Here is a 20,146-nt window from a genome sequence, read left to right as displayed (position 1 = left end):
GAATGTATGTTAAGTTGATTAGTTTTTCAGCAGATGCAAGTCTTCCACTCCCATCACTTCCGTGGAGCACTCTCCCAGCCAGCCGTTCACCTGATGCACTCCGGTATAGATTTTCACGAAATCCACGCCCGGCAGATGCACCGCCTTCCCGTGGGCATCCACTGCCCAGTCGATGTCGATGCAGGCAGCCTCCGTATCGTTCACGGCATTGTCGGCATAACCGTAGGCAAAACTGAACAGCACGAAATAAGGCGCTTCTTCCGTTCCGTGGTTCAGTCCGTTCTGCGGCAGACAGGTTCCCTTGAACGTCAGCTTGTCCGACTGAATCCACTGCGGGAAATACGGCTGGCGATGATACTCGTTCTTGGGTAGATAACCTTCGCCCCCCTTGTTATCCGTCCAGCGGATGTATTGCGCTTCTTCATCCTGCGTCTTCGGCTCCGCTTTCGGCTTATAGTACGTAATCTCGTAATCGGAATAGCAATGCAGGTCGTTCCCTACCGCCTTCGCTTCGGCATACCAAGGTTCCATCTCTCCTTTCTGGGCGCTGCCCTGAATTTCGTACCACTCGTCGGCATCCGGTTTCCCGTTGCCATTCTTGTCGTAGGCCACCAGAATCACACCGGGCTCATAGCTTCCTCCTTTAGCCGTACCACTGGCTGCCGCCGAAGAATTGCCGTTGAAGGCATTGCCCAACACCCGAAAATCCCGGCTGCCCGGCTTGTTCTCGATGGTATGGTCGAAACCGACTACCACATAACCGCCGAAGCCTCCCAGCGAAACCAGTCCCCGCTTGTTGTGCCCGATGAGTTCCAGCACTTTCTGGTTTATGGTTTCCTGCGTGTCGCCCTCCTTAAATTCCGGCAACACATTGACAAACTGCCCCGGACAAGGTACAAATTCCAACACTTTCGTGATGTACGGAGTAGCAGGTACTTCCGGCTCTTTCTCCACCGGGTCCTCTTTCTCGCTGCGACAAGCCGAAAAAAGGCCCCCGCATAGCAGTACCATCCACAGAAGACGGTCTGCCAGATAGATTGTTCTTTTTTTCATATATTATGGTTTTTGTTCATTCTCACAAGGTTTCCTGTTCGTATTCTTAATAGAAGTCTGCCGAAGTAAAGGCAAAATGCGCCGGAATATCCCCGGTACGCACCTTCCATTTCAGCTTTCCTTCGGGAGAGAAACAATACAAATAACCGGGCGTCACGTAGTTGGTGGCATCCGACACGAAAATTTCCTTGGTCTCCGGATTTACCCCAAGCCCGTAAGGAATGCTGATATCCTTCTCCGTGCCGTCCGTGATGAAATTCCGGGGAAGAATCTCCCGTTTTCGGGTGTCGTACAACGTGTACCGGATTTCATTCTTTCCCGACACATAGCTCCATTCCACACTAATCAGGTACAGTTCGTCGCCGTCCATGCACATCTCGCTGGCTGCCACTCCCAACCGGCCGACCACCCGCTGTGCCTCCGGGTCGATGACAAACACGTCCGACTTCGTGCCGTAATAGTCCCCACGGGAACTGACGTAAATCAGTCCGTCGGGCGCCAGCTTCATCCGATGCAGGTTGATGGCCACATCAATGGTATTCACCACCTCGAACGTACCCAAATCGACCACCGACACCGTGCGGTCGTAATTAGGGAAACGGTAACCTCCCGAATTGGCCACATACAGCAGCCCATCCTTGATGACCATCTCCTCCGGCTGGTAGCCCACCACCACCTCCCGGGTGATTTGCAGGGTATTCACATCAAACTCCACAATCTTTCCCGGACGGGCATTGGGGTCAATCTGTACTGGACCAGCATACGAACTCACGTAAGCCTTGTCGCCCGCAAAAACGATGTAGCGGCAGTTGGTGACATTCACACTGCCGATGTGCTGGGCCGTACGCACATCCATCACCTCCACATAGTGCGAACAGTTAATGACCGCATACAGCCGGTTACCATACACCTGCAGGTCGTTGCCCACATCACCCAGTTCCTTCACTACCTCCGGGTTCCGTTCCGGATAAATATTGCGGGTGTAGAAACCGCTCCGGAAATCCAGAAAATCGAGGGTACACTTGTTGCTTCCCATGTTGCCCTCGTTCAGGACAAACATTCCCTTTATCTCATGCGGACTGCCCGGGCGGCTGACGGCCTCACTTTCCGAACGAAGCACCGGAAGATCTTCCCGGCAAGCCAGACACAGGAACAGACAAACCGCCACCCACAGATATCTTAAAAATCTACGTTTCATAAGTCTCAAAAGCTATATTGCACGATACACTTGAAATTGATTCCCGGCATGGGATAACACGTCACCACCTCATACTGCTGGTTGAACAGGTTGTTCACTTCCAGCGTCACCTTCAGCTCACCCGGCCCCCAGTCCAGCCGACGGGCCACCGAGAAGTCACTCGTGTACCACGGCTGCTGGTAATTGACCGGGATATTGGCTTGCGAGGTGTATCGCTCGCCGGTATAAATAAAGCTATAGTTGGTTTCCCATTTTTTCCAGTTGAGGTTGAGCACCGCCGAACCGCTGTGCCAGGGGATATAGGGAATCTGCCCCCCGTAAAACTCTGCCGCAGGGTCGGTAAAATCCTGTGCCTTCTGGTAAGTATAATTCACCCGGGCCGTCAACATCGTATGCCTGCCATACTGCCACACACTCTGCAACGCCGCATCCACACCCCGGATTTCCACCCGTCCCAAGTTGACCATCGTCCAGCGGAAGAAGTTGGAAGTCGGAGTAGCCACAATCTTGTTCTCCACCTCATTGTAGTACGCATCCACCTGCAGCTCCAGGTGACGCAGCCAGCTGCCGGTCCACGACTTGCCGTAAGTGAACCCCACATTAAACTGGTTCGTAAACTCCGGCTTCAAATCCACGTTACCGATAAAAGTATAATACAAATCATTCAGCGTAGGCATCCGGAAAATCCGCTTGTAAAAAGCCCGCAGGTGAAAATCTTCTTTCTGAAAAGGCCGATAGGAAGCAATCAGCGCAGGTGTCCACTCCCGCTTGTGGGGAGCCGCCCTTCCGGAGCCTTCTACCCGCTCCTGCACAAACGTGCCCAGCAGACTGCCCTGCAACTTGAGTCCGTGATAATCCAAGGCCGAAGCCACAGCCACCATTTCCGTATGCCGGCGAGGATAGGCAAAATCCGTCAGGTCGGCATTCAGCAGATTAAACTGGTAATCCGCCGACAGACTGACTTCCCAAAAAGAGGTCAGCACCCAGCGGTTGGCCAAAGAGGCATACCCCTCCTGCTGGTAATAATGATTGTTGGTGTACATCAGCGACTCGTCCTTGTGCGGGTCGGCCAAGTAATGCAAGTAATCATACGCATATTTCACGTGCGCCATCAGGCTGTACCAGTCGGCCACATCCTTCTTGAACGCCCCCTGCGTAAAGAAATTCGTATCCCACTGCCGGTCCTCGTGCGAGAACTTGTTGCGCACAATCGCTCCCGGGTATCCCCGTTCCGAACGATACAAGTACGACTTCGCCCGCCAATAGCCCCGCGGCAGCTTTCCATAAAAGCCCCCTTCCACCCGCAACGCATTCACATCGCCGTTCTGCCGCACGGCAGTGGTGTCATACCCGTCCTGCTTGCGGTAGGAAAATTTGTATTTTCCCGTGGTGTACAAGTATTCCGCACTCCACGACGTGCTCACTTGTTCCGTCAGCTTCCGCTCCCACAACAAGGAAGGATTGGCCAGCCCGAACGAACCCGTCTTGAAAGTCGCCTTGACATGCTGCAATTCTTTTCCGGAAAACACAGGCACCCGAGACTGCAAATAAATGGAACCTGCCGAACCGAAATCCTTGGCCGGCTGGAAAATGGCACTCTTCTGTCCGTTGTACAAGGTGACAGACTCCATGTTGTCGAGCGAGAAACGTCCCAAATCGACCGTCCCGTTCTGGGCATTCCCCAGCTCCACGCCATCGTAGAACACCCCCACATGGTTCGTGCCCATGCTCCGGATGTTGACCGTCTTCAGACCGCCCACGCCGCCATAGTCCTTTATCTGCAAACCCGAGAAATACCTCAGGGCATCTGCCACGCTGTGCGATGACAACCGGCTGAGCTGTTCACCCGCCAGTTGCTGCACGGGTATCACTTCCTTGGGCAACGCACGTACCGTGACCACCACCTCGTCCAAGTGCTGCAAGCTGTCGAGCCTGCTCTGCGCACGAAGAGTCACAGTATTCCCAAGGCATAGAATACCCCCCAGCATGACAGACAGAAACTTCCGTCTACCCATACTTTTTTCCGTACTAATTGAAAATCCAAATCGTTTTAACCACCTAATCCCACGAGCGTGGTTAACATGTATGATGGCAGGTCTTCTGACTTACTCCCCTCCTGGAGCCTTCCCGATTGTGTTCAGTCATCAGTGGCATGAGTCTTTTCCAGCAGGTTGAATGGAGCTTACAGCAGCGGGACTGTTCAGGACTTGCACCTGATTCCCTTTTCATCCGAGGGCCTGAACAGACACTCGGAACCATTCGGAGGCAAAGATAAGACAATTTGACAAATTTTTCTTATAAAACGGACAAAATATTTTATCTTGTTAAAAAACGTTCCTTTTATTGCCTGTCTATCTTATTATTCGTATTTTAGCGAACAATAAATAGAGAAAAAGCTTATGACCGATAAAAAATACACAGAAGAGCAAGAACGGATAGCCCGGTTTGCCAAAGCGATGGGCCATCCTGCCCGCATGGCCATCCTGCAATTCCTGATACAACAGGAGAGCTGTTTCTTCGGCGACATCCACGATGAACTGCCGATAGCCAAGGCCACGGTTTCGCAGCACTTGAAAGAACTGAAAGAAGCCGGACTGATTCAAGGCGAAATCGAGCCACCCAAGGTAAAGTATTGCATCCACAAGGAAAACTGGGCACTGGCTCAGAAGATGTTTACCGACTTCTTCGGACAACCTATCTGCAAGAAAAAGGGCTGCTGCTAAGCAAGCTCTTTTGTACCTTAAATACAAGGCTCCCATCATACAAGCAAAGTCGTCCCCAAAAACAACCTCAACGTGAAACTGACGAAGGCAGACGACCGCATGGGAATCACTTACACGCAAAGCCAAAAACGTCCCGACGAAGAAAGGCTTTCTTTCCGGCATTGTCTACGTTTCCCACCTAGGAAACCTAGGTTTCACTACTGAAAAACATACGGTTCAGCCACGGAAAACGAACGTTTTCAAACTAGGAAACGTAAAAATCTACCGGACGTTTCTCTGAAAGCATCCTGCCATTTCCGGGAAATATCCCTATTCCTTGCACCGCAAAAGCCGGAAAACGGCTGCACATCGGTCTCAATGGCCTGTCGCATGCCACCGGCACATATCAGCCTTCATCGAATCCAAGTTTTGCCACGTCTGCGGCGATATACATGACAATATGTCAACAAAATGGACTTTTTGTCGGTATTCATCTATTTACAGGTGACAATTTGTTACTATTTTCTACACGGTACACAAAAGTCATAATTCCCAGCAAACGAAGCGGAGAATGTAACCATCTTATAATAAGGAAGTTATCAAAAATATTCACAAAAAAGGCAGCTATGGCACCCGTTTGTGGCACAGCCTTTGCAAATAGAGAAGTGAACTTGAACTTCAAGAAGTTGAAAGACCTCAAGGAGCTCGGGTTCAGAAACAAATTGATAATAAAAAAATAAAATATAGGAGATTACAACTATGATGCCGACTAGAAAATATTACAATCAGAACTGGTTACCAAGTATCTTTAATGATTTCTTTGATAACGATTGGATGGTAAAAGCTAACGCTACTGCCCCTGCAATCAATGTAGTGGAAAGCGACAAAGACTACAAGGTAGAAGTTGCAGTTCCGGGAATGACGAAGAACGATTTCAACATCCATCTGGGTGAAGACAACGAACTGGTTATTTCCATGGAAAAGAAGAGCGAAAACAACGAAAAGGACAAAGAAAACAAGAAGTACTTGCGTCGCGAGTTCTCTTACTCAAAATTCCAACAGTCACTCTATTTGCCTGACAATGTAGATAAAGACAAAATCAGTGCAAACGTGGCAGATGGTGTATTGACAATTGATTTGCCGAAGTATTCTGAAGAAGAAAAAGCAAAAGTAAACCGTGTGATTGAGATACATTAATCATAACAATTAATTGAAAAACTCTCGTCTGCACTTCCCTGCGGGCGAGAGTTTTTTATTCTGGAACCCACTAAAAACGATTGATATATGGCATTTATTGATTACTATAAAATATTGGGTGTTGACCGTAATGCCACACAGGATGAAATCAAGCAAGCCTACCGGAAGCTGGCAAAGAAATACCATCCTGACCTGAACAAGGATGACCCATCGGCGGAAGGAAAGTTCCAGCAGGTGAATGAAGCCCATGAAGTATTGAGCGATCCGGAAAAGCGAAAGAAATACGATGAATATGGGGAACACTGGAAACACGCTGATGAATTCAAGCAGGAACGTGAGGCATACAGTCGGGCCCAGCAGGAGAACGGTGGCTCAGGCTACTGGTACTCCATGAATGGCGACGAGTTCAGCGGAGGATTCGGAGGAGCAGGCGCAAGCGGTTTCTCAGACTTCTTCGAACAACTCTTCGGACACAGAAGCGGTGGTCGTGGAGGATACAGCATGCGGGCCAAGGGTGGCGACATAGAGGCCCAGATGCATCTGTCACTCAGTGAAGCATACGTCACCCACAAGCAAACGTTCAGCGTCAACGGTGAGAACATCCGTATCACCGTCCCGGCGGGAGTAGCCGACGGACAGACCATCCGGCTGAAAGGCTATGGAGAGAAGGGCATGAACGGAGCTGAAAACGGTGACTTGTACATCACATTCGTGATTGACAAGGATGCTACTTTTGAACGGGAAGGCGACGACCTTTATACCCACGTGGATGTCGACTTGTACACCGCCGTACTGGGTGGAGAAGTACAGGTAAGAACCATGGACGGTATGGTCCGGCTGAAAGTAAAACCGGGCACACAGAACGGTACGCAGGTACGTCTGAGGGGCAAAGGATTCCCGGTCTACAAACAACCCGGTCAGTTTGGTGACATGATTGTAACGTACAACGTGAAGATACCGACTTCATTGACCGAAAAACAGAAAGATTTGTTCAACCAGCTGCGCGCTGCCAGCTGATAAGATATAAGCAACCCCGTAGGAGGTTTCCGCAAATGCGGAGGCCTCCTACGGTTTTTTTTGTGTGGATATGAGATATCACTACTCATTGGAATAAACCACAGAGGCGAAAACACGGTTGTTTTCATCCTTTGCTATCAGATAGGCCAGACTCCATAGTTGGCAGTGTGCCGTTAAGTCAGTCTTTATATAGATTGACAATTCGTATGGAATCGTTTCCATATTCCACTGTATATTAAATACAGTATGGCTAAATCGAAAGCAGATGGCCACCTTATTTGATAGAGATGTCAAAACAATTGGTAAGCATATTCACAATGCCATGCATGAAGAATTAGAGGGTCAAGTGGTAGTCGCAGAATTTGCGACCACCACTCAGCATGGTGCTATGTCTGGGAAAACACAGACTCAACATTTCCTCGACAAGAACGGTATCCTATACGATGAAAATGGCAACAAGAGAATAGCAGATTATACACTTGTGGCACTTACAATCATGATTGCCGAATCCAGAATTGAGGAAAAAGAAATGATGGTTAGCATTATCATGAACTGTATCTGAAAAATTATAATAGCCTTAAATATGTGAATAGTGTTGCTTTCGACTACCTATAAAAACAAAAAAACCTCATAATCAAGCGATTACAAGGTATTCTTTGTACTCGAAGCGGGACTTGAACCCGCACAGCCATTACTGGCCAAGGGATTTTAAGTCCCTCGTGTCTACCGATTCCACCATTCGAGCATCCTTTCAAAGAAAGAGCGGAAAACGAGACTCGAACTCGCGACCCTAACCTTGGCAAGGTTATGCTCTACCAACTGAGCTATTTCCGCGTTTACGGGTGCAAATGTAGGGAGTTTTGCAATACACTCCAAACATTTCACCCGTTTTCTTCTTAATTTTTATACGTTTATCGGCCTAAAAGGGCTTTTTCAGCCGCTTCCACTTTGTCAAAGCTGAATCCGCTCACAGCCTGCTGCATCAACTCCTCAATCTTGTCGTTACACAAGTTGCCGATACTTCCGGCATGGGTGTGATGCACGGTTTTTTCGTGAGTAAACTTACCGGCTTCGATGTCCAAACCCACTTTCTTGTAGGCGTCACGGAACGGCATGCCTTCTGCTGCCAGACGGTTCACTTCTTCCACACTGAACATATACAGGTACTTGTCGTCGTCCAAAATATGCTCGTTGATTTTAATCTTGTCCATGATGTAAGTAGCCATCTGCAAGCAGTCTTCCAGTTCCTCGAATGCCGGGAGGAACACTTCCTTGATAATCTGAAGGTCACGGAAATAGCCAGAAGGCAGGTTGTTCATAATCATCATAATCTGCTGCGGAAGTGCCTGGATTTTGTTGCATTTGGCACGGGTCAGTTCGAACACATCCGGATTTTTCTTGTGAGGCATGATACTGGAACCGGTGGTACATTCATCGGGCAGTTTCACGAATCCGAAGTTCTGACAGCTGAACATACAGGCATCAAAGGCCATCTTCGACAAGGTGCCGGCAATGGAAGCCAGCGCAAACGATACGTTGCGTTCCACCTTTCCACGTCCCATCTGGGCATACACCACATTGTAGTTCATGGAATCAAATCCCAGCAGACGGGTAGTCATCTCCCGATCCAAGGGGAAAGAAGAGCCATAACCTGCCGCAGAACCCAGCGGGTTACGGTTGCACACCTTATAAGCGGCCTGCAGGAACACCATGTCGTCTACCAAACTCTCGGCGTAGGCACCAAACCACAAGCCGAAAGAAGAAGGCATGGCAATCTGCAAATGGGTGTAACCCGGCATCAGCACGTCTTTATAACGGTTACTCTGGGAAATCAGTACATGGAACAGACGTTCCACTGCCTCGGCCACCGACTTCAACTGGGCGCGGATGAACAGTTTCAGGTCCACCAGCACCTGATCATTGCGCGAACGGCCGCTATGTATTTTCTTTCCCACATCTCCCAGACGACGTGTCAGCATCAGTTCCACCTGTGAGTGTACGTCTTCCACCCCGTCTTCGATGACAAATTCTCCGCGTTCTACGGAAGCATATATTTTTTTCAGTTCTTCCAGCAAAATCTTCAGTTCGTCGGCTGTCAGCAGTCCGATGCTTTCCAGCATCGTGATGTGTGCCATCGAGCCCAATACGTCATACTTTGCCAGATACATGTCCATTTCACGGTCACGTCCCACGGTAAAGCGGTCAATCTCCGCATTTACCTGTACATTTTTCTCCCAAAGTTTTTGAGCCATAATCACAATTTTTATTCACCGGAGATGTTCCGGTCGTTTCATTTAATAAGGAAGCATGGCCAGCATGTCTGCCAGTTTCTCCACCCCTTCCTGCAACGGCTTTGACACCATGGCCTTCATAAACATGTTTACTTCGGCACGGATGGTGACTTTCATTTTGGCTTCTTCCTCGGTCACGGGAAGAATCTGAATCCACAGGTTCAAAGGCACCGGCGATTTGTCGCCTTCAAACTTGATGCACTTCAGGGGTTCACGCTCAATGATGCGCAATGTGAGGTTGATGCCCTGCACCTTCAGGGTGATGGAATCACGGTCGAACGACATGTCTTCCAGCTTTCCGTCCAGTTTGTCCTTCACCTCATTCAGACGGTCCCGAACTCCTTCCAGATTGTTCAGGTCGGACAGTTTGTTATACACTCGTTCCTGACTATAAGGAACATGCTTCACATTACTTTCAAATTGTACAGCCATGTTGTTTTTAATCTTCGAGGAAAACCGTTCGCGGCATTGCACAAAAAAATGTCATCTTGAGCAGAGTGGACTCGCTCAGGATGACATCTCCTATTTACAATCCGAGACTGCTTTCCTAATTACAGAATCTTTTATTTTCCAGTCCAGTGAGAAGGATCTTCTCTCCATGCCTGCAGCACGGGGATATCTTCTTCATTGATGTAATCAGTCTTCAATGCAGCATCCAGCACGGCATTGTAGTTGGTCAAAGTAACCAGTTCTACTTTTGCTTTCTTGAATGCTTCTACTGATACATCGAAACCGTAAGTGAAGGAAGCCACCATACCGATCACTTCGCAACCGTCACGACGGATGGCATCTACGGCTTTCAAGCTGCTGCCACCGGTTGAAATCAGGTCTTCTACTACGACCACTTTCATTCCCGGACGCAATTCACCTTCAATCAAATTTTCCAAGCCATGATCTTTCGGGCTTGAACGAACATATACAAACGGCAAGTTCAACTCCTCTGCCACCAAGGCACCCTGTGCGATAGCACCCGTAGCTACCCCGGCAATGGCGTCAACTTCACCGAACTTTTCCAGAATAACACGACAAATCTCCAACTTAACGAAGTTACGAAGTGCAGGATATGACAAAGTCTTACGATTGTCACAATAAATCGGTGATTTCCAACCTGAAGCCCAAGTAAACGGGTTAGCCGGCTGAATCTTCACAGCCTTCACCTTCAGCAACTTTTCTGCAAATAATCTTTCCAAAGCTTTCATAACTTTTTAATTCTCTGATAAATGTTTTTGCAAAATTATGGAAATACATCGGGAATAGAAAATTTAAGGGCATTAAAATTTTTAAAAGGTGTCAGAATGTGCTATCTCGTCCATGCCAATGTAACAATACTGAGATGAATTCCTTTTATTTCTGACAAAACCTCGGCACAGGAGGTGAGTGTGGCACCAGTTGTCAATACGTCATCGACCAGCATCACGTGTTTTCCTTCCAACACACGAGTATCGCCTGCCAGCTGAAACAGATGAGAAGCATTTTCCTGCCGCTCCCAAGCCGATTTATGAGTCTGTGTCTGGTTATTCCGCACCCGCTGAAGCAATCCGTCGCATACAGGTATACCGGTAAGCCGGGAAATACCTTCCACCAACAAGAGACTCTGGTTATACCCTCTGGTACGCAGACGGCCTGGATGCAAAGGTACCGGCAACAGATAATCCACGCCTTCAAAGAAACCGGAAGGCTGAAGTTCATAGGCCAACATCTCTCCCATGTGCCGGCATACCTGCTGACGCCCGTAGTATTTCATACCCGCCAAAATATGTGCCACCTTCCCACCGCGAGAGTAATACAATAACGAAGAAGCTCGCACAAGGGGAAAACGTCCCCAGAAAATCTTTTCCATTTCATTGCCGGGTGTATTTCCCAGATGGGTAAAAGGCAGCTGCGACAGACAGTCACTGCACAAGACCCGCTCCGAAACCAGCAACTTTTTTCCACAGGCCATGCACAACCTGGGAAAGAAGAAATCGCGTATGTCAGTCAAAATCCTCATCCGGATCCAGTTGGTTGACGTAACGGCGTATCTCTTCCAGCGTAAAGCCCCGCCCCATGGCAAAACGAATCAACTTCATGCTCCGTTCATAGTCATTGGCAGCCTTGATGCTTTTCATCTTCTGCTTCAAGAGTTTTTTCAGGATGCTGTCGTATTCTTCGGTATCAATCTCTTCCAAGCCGCTCTGGATGTCTCTGTCCGACAAGCCTTTCATGCGGAGCATCTGTGCAATCTTCATGCGCCCCCACTGATTGAAACGATACTTGTCGCGCACATAGAAACGGCAGAAACGCGCTGCATCCAGGTAGCGTTCCCGATGCAAATGGGCCATAATCTGGGCCGTGACTTCTTCCGAAGCCCCCCATTTACGGATTTTTTCCTCCACCTCCGACGGACAACGCTCTACTGCCGAACAATAGGCCTCGGCCTTGCTCTTTATCTCTGCTTCACTCAATTCTCTCATGGTCTCACTGCTTTTATCATCCGGTCGTTTCCCGACAAATCTTTCCGCAACGCAATGTCGCGATACCCACATTCTTCCAGCATCCGGACGGTTTCTGCTCCGTAAGCCCGGTTGATTTCAAAATACAATGCCCCGCCTTCCGTCAGCCAGTCGAGTCCTTTTTGGGCAATCCGCCGGTAAAAACGCAACGGGTCCGTATCGGGTACAAACAACGCCAGTTCCGGTTCCCAGTCGAGCACATTCGCCTCCATGTCCTTCCGCTCGCTGTCGGTAATATAAGGCGGATTGCTTACCAGCACGTCTACTTGGCAATCGGGCAGCTCATCCTGAAGGATGTCGGCCTGAAACAAGGTCACTTTGTCGCCATACCGCTTTACATTGGCGGCGGCTACCCGTAGGGCCTCAGCCGAAATGTCACAGGAAGCCACCTCGGCTTCCGGCAACCGTTCTGCCAGTGTCACCGGAATACAGCCGCTTCCCGTACCGATATCGAGAATGCGTACTTTCCCGGCTTTCTGACAATCAGACACTATCCATTCCACCAGCTCCTCGGTCTCGGGACGGGGAATGAGCACGCCTTTTTCCACGTGGAAAGACAGACCGCAGAAAGGTGCTTCCTGCAGAATATACTGAAGAGGTTCCCGCTGTTTCAGGCGAGCAAGAATATCCTCCACCTCCTTCCACGCTTTCGTGGAAAAATTCATATCTTTGCCTGTATAAAGTTCCATTGTGGAAAGATGCAGAATGTCCGACGAAATCCATTTCGCCATGGCCGATGCCTCTCCTTCTGCGTAAAAGGAACTCAGTTCTTTTTTAATATGTAAATAAACCGGATGCATGTTTGCAAAAGTAAGGATAAAAAACGAAGATTATGACGATAGATGAAAAATATATGCAGCGCTGCATACAGCTGGCCAGAAACGGCATCTGCCACACAGCCCCCAACCCGATGGTGGGAGCGGTGATTGTGCGCGACGGGAAAATCATCGGTGAAGGGTATCATGTGTGCTGTGGCCACGGACATGCCGAAGTGAATGCCATTGCTTCGGTGAAGGATGAAAGCCTGCTCAAAGAGGCCACCATTTATGTCAGTCTGGAACCCTGTTCCCACTATGGAAAGACTCCTCCCTGTGCCGACCTCATTATCCGGAAAGGCATTCCCCGAGTGGTAGTGGGCTGTGTTGACCCGTTCTCTTTGGTGGCCGGAAGAGGTATCCAGAAACTGCGGGATGCCGGCATCGAGGTCACGGTGGGCGTACTGGAAAAAGAATGCCGGGAACTGATTCGTGCCTTTATCACGTTCAACGTGAAGAAGCGTCCCTACATCACCCTCAAATGGGCCCAGTCGGCCGACGGATTCATCGACATCCGACGCGACGAAGGAGCTCCTGTACGCCTCTCTACTCCGTTGTCTATTTTGGCTGTACACAAGATGCGAGCTGAACAGAAAGCCATCCTGGTGGGACGACGCACCGCCCTGCTCGACAATCCGTCGCTGACGGTACGCGAATGGTACGGGCAGAACCCGCTCCGACTGGTCATCGACCGACAGCTGACCTTGCCGCCTCACCTGCACCTGTTCGACGGCAGTACCCCTACCCTCGTCTTTACGGAAAAAGAAAAGGCCGATACCCAGAATCTCACGTATGTGACACTGGATTTCGGCCAAAATATCCTCCCGCAAATCATGCAGGTACTTTATGAGCGGAAAATTCAGACATTATTGGTAGAAGGAGGAAGCCAGACACTCCAATCCTTCCTGGAACAAGGGCTATGGGATGAAGCCTTCATCGAACATGCACAAGTATCCTTGCACGACGGAATCCCGGCTCCTACTCTGCCATGCGGTCAGGAAAGCCGTTTCTTCTTCCGTGACGGCGCACTGGTCCAGCACTGCCGCCACGCAGAATAAGTTTAGAAACGGCAGCTGATGCCGGCCATGAAATGGAAGCCCTCCACCGGATAGCCTGCTTCTGTCACATACGTCTTGTTAAGCAGGTTATTCAGGCGGACAAACACGTTGAAACGGTTCAGCAACGCATATTCCGCTCCTACCGACAAGTTATTCACACCGTCAACACGTCCCAGTTCACCCATCTTCTGACGGCGTTCGTAATTGTAATTCAACATTGCATGGCAGTCTTTCCATACTTTAGCACGAATACCAAAATCGGCTTTCACCTGTGGCTTGAAACACAAAAGAAAGTCATTTCCATCCGTCACATTCCAGCTATAATAGGTACCATCCAATGAAAAATCCACCCAGTCACGGTAAGCATAGCTCACGGAAGCGCCTCCGTAACCCACTTTTCCTTTATCCTGAAGAATACCCGTATAGAACACATTCTGTCTCTCCATGTCAAATCCCCAAGGCACGGCGAACAGTTCATTCTTGGTGATGCGATATCCTCCATAAAGCTCGAAGCCCAAGCCTGTCACCGGAGACGCTTTCAGTCCCAGTTTGGCATCCAGCGGCGTATAGGAAGTCCGCATCTGCTGTGCCACCACCCAGTAAGGTGAGAAATCATTCAGCCGACGGAAGTCATTCAGCCGGCTCCCTCCCAGCAGGTTCACATACACCACATACGAATCGGCGAACGTATATTCCAGTTTCACATCGGGCGCCGCTTTCACTCCCCCCGCATTGGCGGTCTGGAAATCCACATGTGCACCCAGACGTAATCTCACGGCTTCATTCTGAAAGGTATAATACGGATTCAACTGCACCAGCGTATAGTCCTGCTGCGACACATCGTGAATCAGATTGTCCATTTCCAATCCTACGCCTACCTGTTGCTCGTCGTTAATGTTTCCCAGCATGAATCCTTGGGTGTGGAATATATTTTCTGACCCGTGCCGCATGTAATAGGTATCGTAGCAGGTACTGAAACTCCGCAAGCCCGTCTGGAGACCAAACTGAATAGGCAAATCCTTATCACGGGAAAAAACACCGATGTATCCTTCTCCCAACGTATAACGCTGTGTGGTAGGAAAAGACTCCACCCATTCACCTTCCTGCAAGGAAGGCATGTAATTGAATACCTGCGAAGCAAAAGCGCCTCCCAGTTTCAAGGCCACTCTCCGGAAATCGTGGCGGTAATCCAACGACACATCCGTCCGGTAGAAACGGGATTTCCAGTCTTCCGTACTCTGGAAATGCGGAATATCTCCGTTCCGCCCATACAAGGAAGCCATTACTCCCAATTGGTCTTTCGAAGAAATGCCCCACAGGTAACTTCCCCTCAGGTCTACATTGTTCAGGTTGCCATACGCCAGACGGACATAACCACGGTCGGCTCCCTTCTGTGCGAATTCTCTCGGCATGGCTTCCATCGGAGTCACCTTCCAGGCCCCCAGCGGATGCCGTTCCGTAGCATACTGGATGGCCTGTTTCGGAGCGGCGGGCTCTTCCACTTCGGGCATGACATTCACCTTGAATGCATCCATCACTTCAGGATTGTACTCATTTTCCACCACCACCGTCCGGTTCAAGGTAGAATCTTTTTCCGCTCCCTTCTGCGCACATATTGTGGATACAGGCCACAAACCCGCGCAAATCAATATCGTACTTATGTATCTCATTTTACTTTACACTTTTAAGTTTGGCCAGACGGCTTTCAATCATTCCGGCGATGTCATCGTTCGCCTGATAATTCTGTTGCAAGGACAGCAGATACTGCTTGGCCTCCATCTTGCGGCCCAGTTTCACGTACACATCCGACAGGAGAACAAAACTTCTCGCCAGCCAGTAGGCATGTGGGGTGCTGACCTCAATGTAGTCGAGCACTTCCTTCTCAGCTTTAGCTGTTTCTCCCTCGTCGAAATAGGTCTGTGCCACCAGGTACTTGGCTTCCGCTCCGTACACGTTACGGGTATCTTTAGCCAGCGCTATCAAATCGGCCAACGCTTCCTGCTTCTGTCCTTCCGCCAGCAAGGCCTTGGCCCGGAAATACAAGGCTTCGTTCCGCACCTCCGGAGTCAGCTTGGTCTGCTTGAGCAACGCCGATGCCGTAGTCACGGTCTCTGCCCAGTCACCCAGTGCACGGGCACTTCGCAGAGCTCCCAGTTCGGCCTGCAAGCGGTCTTCCTGCACCGAAGAACGGTCGGCCAAACGCTTGTACAAGTTCAACGCCTTGGTATATTCTTTCTGATTATAAGCCATCTCGGCACAAAGGCTCAGGGCTTCTCCTTCGTATTTGCTGCCCGAGAAGCGGAGCACCTCTTCCAGTCGAGCGGCAGCCGATGCATAATCTTTTTGGTTGTAGTCAATCAACCCCAGATAATAGGCCGCATCCACACTGAAGGCTCCCTGCGGGAACGACTGCAAATAACGCGTCAGGCTGGTTTTGGCACCGGCAATATCACCACGCATATAAGCCCGTTCGGCTGCCGTATAGGTCAGTGAATCCCGTTCGCTCACATCGAACTTGGCCCCACCAGGAATGGTGGAAGCAAACGCCATATAGTCGTCCACCTTATTCAAGTCTACATAAATCGATTTCAAGTCGCGCTGCGCCAACCGTGCCTCTGCACTGCCTGGATAGTTTGTAATCACCTTCTTGTAAGCGGCAATCGCTTCTTCGTAACGGTCGTTCTGGTAATACAACAGACCGATTTCGTTGGCAGCCCGACGGGACAGCTCGCTTTCCGGATAGCGCTGCACCAGCAAGGTATAACGCTTGATGGCATTCTCACTGTCCTCCATCTGCACAAACGCACGTCCCTGCTCATACAGGGCATCGTCCAGATAAGCCGACGAAGGATAATCCGTAATCAATCGGTTGAGCACCTGAATCTTTCCGGTATAATCCCGTTGCAGTCCTTTCACGATACCTTCCTGGAACAAGGAATAATCACCCAGTGAAGGAGCGATGGCTACTGCCTGCGCATATTGCTGACGGGCTTCTTCAAAGCGGCGTTCATAGAAATAGCAGTCACCGATACGGTTGTAGGCATCGCCCGCCACTGAAGCATCTTGTGTCCGCCCGTTCTGTACACAACGGATAAACCAGTCGCGTGCGGAGTTATATTGTTTCTGCTTGAACAAACTGTATCCCAAACAGTAGAGAGCCAGTCCATATTCCTGCGAATTCTTATCAGTGGCAAACTCCAGGTAAAGCCGCATGTCATTGGCAGCCTCCGGATAACGTGCCAGCCGGTATTTCGATTCTCCACGCCAGTAATATGCATCCGCCTTCGTCTTTTGGTTATACTGTCCCAGCTGCAAGGAGCGGGTGAAATAATCCATGGCTCCTGCATAATCCGCCTGAGCAAACAGCTGCGTACCCATACGGAACAGCAGTTTTTGCTTGGCCTCCAGAATACGGGCGCTCGGATGGGTAATCTTGTCGATGGAACGTAAAGCCACCTCATAGCTACGGGTATTCATGTACACCTCTACCAGGTAGTCGTTCACCTTCTCGGCATAGACCGACGAGGGGTATTCATTCAGGAAACGTTCGAACACCGTGACCGATTCGGCAAATGGAGAATAAGACGTTTCATGAATGCACAGCGCATAGTTGAACAAGGCCTGTTCCTGAATGCTGCGATCAAAATCCATGCGCGACGCCTGTTCGAAGGCCATACGTGCCTGGTTGCGTTCCTTCAACTGCAAGCCCGCCAAACCCATGTGGAGGTAGGCATTCTGTGCCAAAGCATCCTGAGCTCCGGTCGCTTCTCCCAGCCGTGACAACGCTTTCGAATAAACTCCCGTATTGAAATAGCTCATACCCAGTTTGTACATGGCCAGTCGGGCCGGCATTGTTTCTCCTTCACGATACCGTTCCAATGACTGGATGGCGGCTGCATAGTCTTTTTGGCCGTAAGCAGCTTCTCCGGAAATACGGCTCATTTGCCCTGCATTCTTTTCTTCCGGATACAAGGCCAGATACGCATCCGCCACCTTCCGGGCCTGTGCGTAATTATTTTGAATCAAATAAATATCAGCGATATAATAAGGTGCCAGTTTCTGAAACTTCTGGTCGTCCTTCACCTCCCGGAATCCCTGCAAGGCCGAGTCGTACTTCTGCTGCACGTAATCGATGTACGCCAGGTTGTACACCGCATCGGGATAATATGCCTTACTCGAATCCTTCAGCACCGAAAACCAGAAGGTGGCATCCTGCCACTTGTCCATCTTCAAATACGACGTACCCATACGCAAGGCACTGGCATCGCGTTCCTCGTCCGACAAAAGAGAAATGTCACACCCCTTCAGCGTGGCAATGGTCTCCATGTATTTCTCTTCCGAAAAGTAACTGGCAGCAATGAGCGCCTGCACCCGGTTGCGGTAACGTGATTCCGGATGAGCTTCCAGGTAATCCGTCAACACCTCCCGGCATTCCGGCAAATGCAACTCATACGCCGTACAAGCCAGCATGTAATCCACCTCATCGGCCCAGGCCTTTTCCCCTGCCTGACGGGTATAACGGACAAGGGTCTGCCGGGCAGCTGCATAATCCTGACGGAGAAACAGCTCCCTTCCCTCATGGAACAAACGTTCGCCTCCGGTCAGCGGTTCCACCTGCTGTCCCGAAACAGCCAACGGCAAGGCACAGCAAAGGCCTGCCGTCCAGATATATTTTTTATACTTACCCATAATCTCTTATTTTACGTTCCGATGCGCTTCCAGAAAACGTGTCACCCCCTTACGTACCGATTCCAGTCCGAAGTCTTCCGGATGAATTTCCTCCAAGGGCATCCACCATGCATCGGCCACATCATCCATGGCCTTCACCAGATGGTCGTCGGCCACCTTGCACAAGAAAAACTGGTCGAGCGTATGTACCAGAAATCCCGAATACAGATACGTGTTCGGCAAAGAAAACAGGTATTTGGCTTCTGTCACCACCAGTCCCGTTTCTTCCTTCACCTCGCGTGCCACTCCTTCTTCGCCGGTCTCGTACATATCGATAAAACCACCCGACAAATCCAGTGTTCCCTTGGCAGGTTCCTTGCCACGTCGGCACACCAGCAGTTCTCCTTTTCCGTTCAGGATGAAGGCCACCGTGGCCGCACTCGAATTGAAATAATACACAAAGCCACAGTCCGCACATTTTTTGGACTTTTCATTATGCACCTCAAAATGAGGAGAGCCGCACACCGGGCAAAATTTAAACAATTCCAATGGATGCATAGTTTTTCAATTTAATAAATAATAAGCCTCACAAAGATAAGCAAATAGGGCATACTGCTTACATTATTCACCGATAATTTGTTATTTCCCCTAAAATAATTACGTTTTTTCTGACAAAATAGCATATAGATAAAAAAGTTTTTCTACATTTGCTTACAATATGATAAAAACAAGAACCATTTAGTAGTATGGAGAAAATTGATAAACTTGACAAACAGATTCTGGAGATAATTTCACAGAATGCCAGAATCCCGTTCAAAGACGTCGCTGCAGAATGTGGTGTATCGCGTGCCGCCATTCACCAGCGTGTACAGCGCCTGATTGATCTCGGTGTAATTATTGGTTCAGGCTACCATGTAAATCCGAAAAGCCTAGGTTACAGCACTTGTACCTATGTAGGTATCAAACTGGAAAAAGGTTCCATGTACAAAAGTGTAGTGGCTGAATTGAAAAAGATTCCGGAAATCGTGGAATGTCATTTCACCACAGGTCCTTACACCATGCTGACCAAGTTGTATTCGACCGATAACGAGCACTTGATGGACCTGCTGAACTCCAAGATTCAGGAAATTCCGGGAGTCACTGCCACAGAGACACTGATTTCACTGGAACAGAGCATCAAGAAAGAAATTCCTATCCGTAAAGAGATTGAAGATTGATGGCAGGACTGGACGGCCTTCACTGGGAAGGCATACTCATTGGAATCTGCACGTTTCTGATTATCGGACTGTTTCATCCGGTAGTGGTCAAAGCAGAATATTACTGGGGGACACGTTGCTGGTGGCTTTTTCTGATACTGGGCATCGCAGGCCTCATCGGTTCTATCCTGGTGAGTCAGATTTTAGTGTCTTCCCTGTTAGGAGTCTTTTCGTTCTCCTCCTTCTGGACCATCAAGGAAATCTTTGAACAGCGCGAACGTGTGCTGAAAGGCTGGTTCCCAATGAATCCGAAGCGGAAGAAGGAATATGAACAGTAAAATTTCACGTATTTGAAAATAAAAAGAGGGTGTGTCAAAATGCATACCCTCTTTTTTTATGACAACGCCCCGACTTTCCCAAGCCGAGGCATTGTTATTACCTAAAGATTTTGTATCTTTA

At 49.4% G+C, this 20,146-nt stretch carries 20 protein-coding genes, 2 tRNA genes and 1 riboswitch; of the genes, 7 read left to right on the top strand and 15 right to left on the bottom strand.

The features are described from left to right. Positions 1 to 18: 18 nt before the first annotated feature. The 3 genes from OCV81_RS13260 to OCV81_RS13250 are packed head-to-tail and all read right to left on the bottom strand — an operon-like array spanning position 19 to position 4,239. Positions 19 to 1,053: a PKD domain-containing protein gene (locus tag OCV81_RS13260; protein WP_148330440.1), complete on the bottom strand. Its 1,035-nt coding sequence runs from the start codon at positions 1,051 to 1,053 to the stop codon at positions 19 to 21. Between the two features lie 46 nt (positions 1,054 to 1,099). Next, complete coding sequence (locus tag OCV81_RS13255; protein WP_148330438.1) at positions 1,100 to 2,251, bottom strand: YncE family protein; 1,152 nt, start codon at positions 2,249 to 2,251, stop codon at positions 1,100 to 1,102. 5 nt (positions 2,252 to 2,256) lie between these two features. After that, positions 2,257 to 4,239 (bottom strand): TonB-dependent receptor, encoded by a 1,983-nt coding sequence (locus OCV81_RS13250; RefSeq protein WP_262640367.1) that lies wholly within the window; start codon positions 4,237 to 4,239, stop codon positions 2,257 to 2,259. 85 nt (positions 4,240 to 4,324) lie between these two features. After that, a riboswitch (cobalamin riboswitch) is annotated at positions 4,325 to 4,525 on the bottom strand. A 125-nt stretch (positions 4,526 to 4,650) separates the two neighbouring features. Here OCV81_RS13250 and OCV81_RS13245 point away from each other — a divergent pair. The 3 genes from OCV81_RS13245 (at position 4,651) to OCV81_RS13235 (ending at position 7,167) form a co-directional block, all read left to right on the top strand. Next, positions 4,651 to 4,974, top strand: coding sequence for an ArsR/SmtB family transcription factor (locus tag OCV81_RS13245; protein WP_022355195.1), 324 nt, complete (start codon positions 4,651 to 4,653; stop codon positions 4,972 to 4,974). A 738-nt stretch (positions 4,975 to 5,712) separates the two neighbouring features. After that, positions 5,713 to 6,150, top strand: a complete 438-nt coding sequence (locus OCV81_RS13240; protein ID WP_148330434.1) for an Hsp20/alpha crystallin family protein — start codon at positions 5,713 to 5,715, stop codon at positions 6,148 to 6,150. An 87-nt stretch (positions 6,151 to 6,237) separates the two neighbouring features. After that, a complete protein-coding gene (locus OCV81_RS13235) occupies positions 6,238 to 7,167 on the top strand; it encodes a DnaJ C-terminal domain-containing protein (RefSeq protein ID WP_022355192.1) in 930 nt (309 codons plus the stop codon). Positions 7,168 to 7,248: 81 nt separating this feature from the next. On the opposite strand, the gene OCV81_RS13230 is transcribed toward OCV81_RS13235, so the two are convergent. Further along, positions 7,249 to 7,389: a hypothetical protein gene (locus OCV81_RS13230; protein WP_262640365.1), complete on the bottom strand. Its 141-nt coding sequence runs from the start codon at positions 7,387 to 7,389 to the stop codon at positions 7,249 to 7,251. 43 nt (positions 7,390 to 7,432) lie between these two features. Between OCV81_RS13230 and OCV81_RS13225 the strand changes: the two genes are divergently transcribed. Then, a complete protein-coding gene (locus tag OCV81_RS13225) occupies positions 7,433 to 7,729 on the top strand; it encodes a hypothetical protein (protein ID WP_262640364.1) in 297 nt (98 codons plus the stop codon). 97 nt (positions 7,730 to 7,826) lie between these two features. Here the strand turns inward: OCV81_RS13225 and OCV81_RS13220 are convergent. The 8 genes from OCV81_RS13220 to prmC form a co-directional block, all read right to left on the bottom strand. Further along, positions 7,827 to 7,912, bottom strand: a tRNA-Leu gene (locus tag OCV81_RS13220). 16 nt (positions 7,913 to 7,928) lie between these two features. Then, a tRNA-Gly gene (locus tag OCV81_RS13215) sits at positions 7,929 to 8,001 on the bottom strand. Between the two features lie 77 nt (positions 8,002 to 8,078). Continuing rightward, entirely contained in the window at positions 8,079 to 9,419 is a 1,341-nt protein-coding gene (gene argH / locus OCV81_RS13210; protein WP_148330433.1) for an argininosuccinate lyase, read from the bottom strand. A gap of 42 nt (positions 9,420 to 9,461) precedes the next feature. Continuing rightward, positions 9,462 to 9,890: an SRPBCC family protein gene (locus OCV81_RS13205; protein WP_022355172.1), complete on the bottom strand. Its 429-nt coding sequence runs from the start codon at positions 9,888 to 9,890 to the stop codon at positions 9,462 to 9,464. A gap of 131 nt (positions 9,891 to 10,021) precedes the next feature. After that, positions 10,022 to 10,657: an orotate phosphoribosyltransferase gene (pyrE, locus tag OCV81_RS13200; RefSeq protein ID WP_022355171.1), complete on the bottom strand. Its 636-nt coding sequence runs from the start codon at positions 10,655 to 10,657 to the stop codon at positions 10,022 to 10,024. A 101-nt stretch (positions 10,658 to 10,758) separates the two neighbouring features. Then, positions 10,759 to 11,448: a ComF family protein gene (locus OCV81_RS13195; RefSeq protein WP_148330431.1), complete on the bottom strand. Its 690-nt coding sequence runs from the start codon at positions 11,446 to 11,448 to the stop codon at positions 10,759 to 10,761. Next, complete coding sequence (locus tag OCV81_RS13190) at positions 11,432 to 11,911, bottom strand: regulatory protein RecX (RefSeq protein WP_148330429.1); 480 nt, start codon at positions 11,909 to 11,911, stop codon at positions 11,432 to 11,434. Before OCV81_RS13190 ends, OCV81_RS13195 begins: the two co-directional genes overlap by 17 nt. Beyond that, positions 11,908 to 12,750: a peptide chain release factor N(5)-glutamine methyltransferase gene (gene prmC, locus OCV81_RS13185; RefSeq protein WP_148330427.1), complete on the bottom strand. Its 843-nt coding sequence runs from the start codon at positions 12,748 to 12,750 to the stop codon at positions 11,908 to 11,910. Before prmC ends, OCV81_RS13190 begins: the two co-directional genes overlap by 4 nt. A 32-nt stretch (positions 12,751 to 12,782) precedes the next feature. Here prmC and ribD point away from each other — a divergent pair, with 32 nt between their 5' ends. Next, positions 12,783 to 13,823: a bifunctional diaminohydroxyphosphoribosylaminopyrimidine deaminase/5-amino-6-(5-phosphoribosylamino)uracil reductase RibD gene (gene ribD, locus OCV81_RS13180; RefSeq protein WP_148330425.1), complete on the top strand. Its 1,041-nt coding sequence runs from the start codon at positions 12,783 to 12,785 to the stop codon at positions 13,821 to 13,823. A 2-nt stretch (positions 13,824 to 13,825) separates the two neighbouring features. Here ribD and OCV81_RS13175 read toward each other — a convergent pair whose 3' ends face one another. Genes OCV81_RS13175 through OCV81_RS13165 form a run of 3 tightly spaced genes read right to left on the bottom strand, consistent with a single transcriptional unit; the run spans position 13,826 to position 19,049 of the window. Next, a complete protein-coding gene (locus OCV81_RS13175; RefSeq protein WP_148330423.1) occupies positions 13,826 to 15,493 on the bottom strand; it encodes a TonB-dependent receptor in 1,668 nt (555 codons plus the stop codon). A 1-nt stretch (position 15,494) separates the two neighbouring features. Next, the gene (locus tag OCV81_RS13170; RefSeq protein WP_148330421.1) at positions 15,495 to 18,512 is read right to left on the bottom strand and encodes a tetratricopeptide repeat protein; all 3,018 of its coding nucleotides are present in this window, start codon (positions 18,510 to 18,512) and stop codon (positions 15,495 to 15,497) included. A 6-nt stretch (positions 18,513 to 18,518) separates the two neighbouring features. Then, the gene (locus OCV81_RS13165; RefSeq protein WP_022355163.1) at positions 18,519 to 19,049 is read right to left on the bottom strand and encodes an NUDIX domain-containing protein; all 531 of its coding nucleotides are present in this window, start codon (positions 19,047 to 19,049) and stop codon (positions 18,519 to 18,521) included. A 188-nt stretch (positions 19,050 to 19,237) separates the two neighbouring features. Between OCV81_RS13165 and OCV81_RS13160 the strand changes: the two genes are divergently transcribed. Together OCV81_RS13160 and OCV81_RS13155 are read left to right on the top strand one after the other, a co-directional pair. Then, a complete protein-coding gene (locus OCV81_RS13160; protein WP_148330419.1) occupies positions 19,238 to 19,708 on the top strand; it encodes an Lrp/AsnC family transcriptional regulator in 471 nt (156 codons plus the stop codon). Then, positions 19,708 to 20,025 carry a DUF4491 family protein gene (locus OCV81_RS13155; RefSeq protein ID WP_148330417.1) on the top strand — a complete coding sequence of 106 codons (318 nt, stop codon included), beginning with the start codon at positions 19,708 to 19,710 and terminating at the stop codon, positions 20,023 to 20,025. Before OCV81_RS13160 ends, OCV81_RS13155 begins: the two co-directional genes overlap by 1 nt. The last annotated feature ends 121 nt before the right edge of the window (positions 20,026 to 20,146 follow it).

The organism is Phocaeicola fibrisolvens (genome assembly GCF_025567125.1).
Classification (GTDB): Bacteria; Bacteroidota; Bacteroidia; order Bacteroidales; family Bacteroidaceae; genus Phocaeicola; species Phocaeicola fibrisolvens.
The sequence above is the reverse complement of the archived record's forward strand: the minus strand, read 5'-3'. Positions and strand labels throughout refer to the sequence as shown.

Coding starts and splice junctions, on each gene's coding strand:
- OCV81_RS13260 (WP_148330440.1), bottom strand. CDS start 1,053: ATGAAAAAAAGAACAATCTATCTGGCAGACCGTCTTCTGTGGATGGTA.
- OCV81_RS13255 (WP_148330438.1), bottom strand. CDS start 2,251: ATGAAACGTAGATTTTTAAGATATCTGTGGGTGGCGGTTTGTCTGTTC.
- OCV81_RS13250 (WP_262640367.1), bottom strand. CDS start 4,239: ATGCTGGGGGGTATTCTATGCCTTGGGAATACTGTGACTCTTCGTGCG.
- OCV81_RS13245 (WP_022355195.1), top strand. CDS start 4,651: ATGACCGATAAAAAATACACAGAAGAGCAAGAACGGATAGCCCGGTTT.
- OCV81_RS13240 (WP_148330434.1), top strand. CDS start 5,713: ATGATGCCGACTAGAAAATATTACAATCAGAACTGGTTACCAAGTATC.
- OCV81_RS13235 (WP_022355192.1), top strand. CDS start 6,238: ATGGCATTTATTGATTACTATAAAATATTGGGTGTTGACCGTAATGCC.
- OCV81_RS13230 (WP_262640365.1), bottom strand. CDS start 7,389: ATGGAAACGATTCCATACGAATTGTCAATCTATATAAAGACTGACTTA.
- OCV81_RS13225 (WP_262640364.1), top strand. CDS start 7,433: ATGGCCACCTTATTTGATAGAGATGTCAAAACAATTGGTAAGCATATT.
- argH (WP_148330433.1), bottom strand. CDS start 9,419: ATGGCTCAAAAACTTTGGGAGAAAAATGTACAGGTAAATGCGGAGATT.
- OCV81_RS13205 (WP_022355172.1), bottom strand. CDS start 9,890: ATGGCTGTACAATTTGAAAGTAATGTGAAGCATGTTCCTTATAGTCAG.
- pyrE (WP_022355171.1), bottom strand. CDS start 10,657: ATGAAAGCTTTGGAAAGATTATTTGCAGAAAAGTTGCTGAAGGTGAAG.
- OCV81_RS13195 (WP_148330431.1), bottom strand. CDS start 11,448: ATGAGGATTTTGACTGACATACGCGATTTCTTCTTTCCCAGGTTGTGC.
- OCV81_RS13190 (WP_148330429.1), bottom strand. CDS start 11,911: ATGAGAGAATTGAGTGAAGCAGAGATAAAGAGCAAGGCCGAGGCCTAT.
- prmC (WP_148330427.1), bottom strand. CDS start 12,750: ATGCATCCGGTTTATTTACATATTAAAAAAGAACTGAGTTCCTTTTAC.
- ribD (WP_148330425.1), top strand. CDS start 12,783: ATGACGATAGATGAAAAATATATGCAGCGCTGCATACAGCTGGCCAGA.
- OCV81_RS13175 (WP_148330423.1), bottom strand. CDS start 15,493: ATGAGATACATAAGTACGATATTGATTTGCGCGGGTTTGTGGCCTGTA.
- OCV81_RS13170 (WP_148330421.1), bottom strand. CDS start 18,512: ATGGGTAAGTATAAAAAATATATCTGGACGGCAGGCCTTTGCTGTGCC.
- OCV81_RS13165 (WP_022355163.1), bottom strand. CDS start 19,049: ATGCATCCATTGGAATTGTTTAAATTTTGCCCGGTGTGCGGCTCTCCT.
- OCV81_RS13160 (WP_148330419.1), top strand. CDS start 19,238: ATGGAGAAAATTGATAAACTTGACAAACAGATTCTGGAGATAATTTCA.
- OCV81_RS13155 (WP_148330417.1), top strand. CDS start 19,708: ATGGCAGGACTGGACGGCCTTCACTGGGAAGGCATACTCATTGGAATC.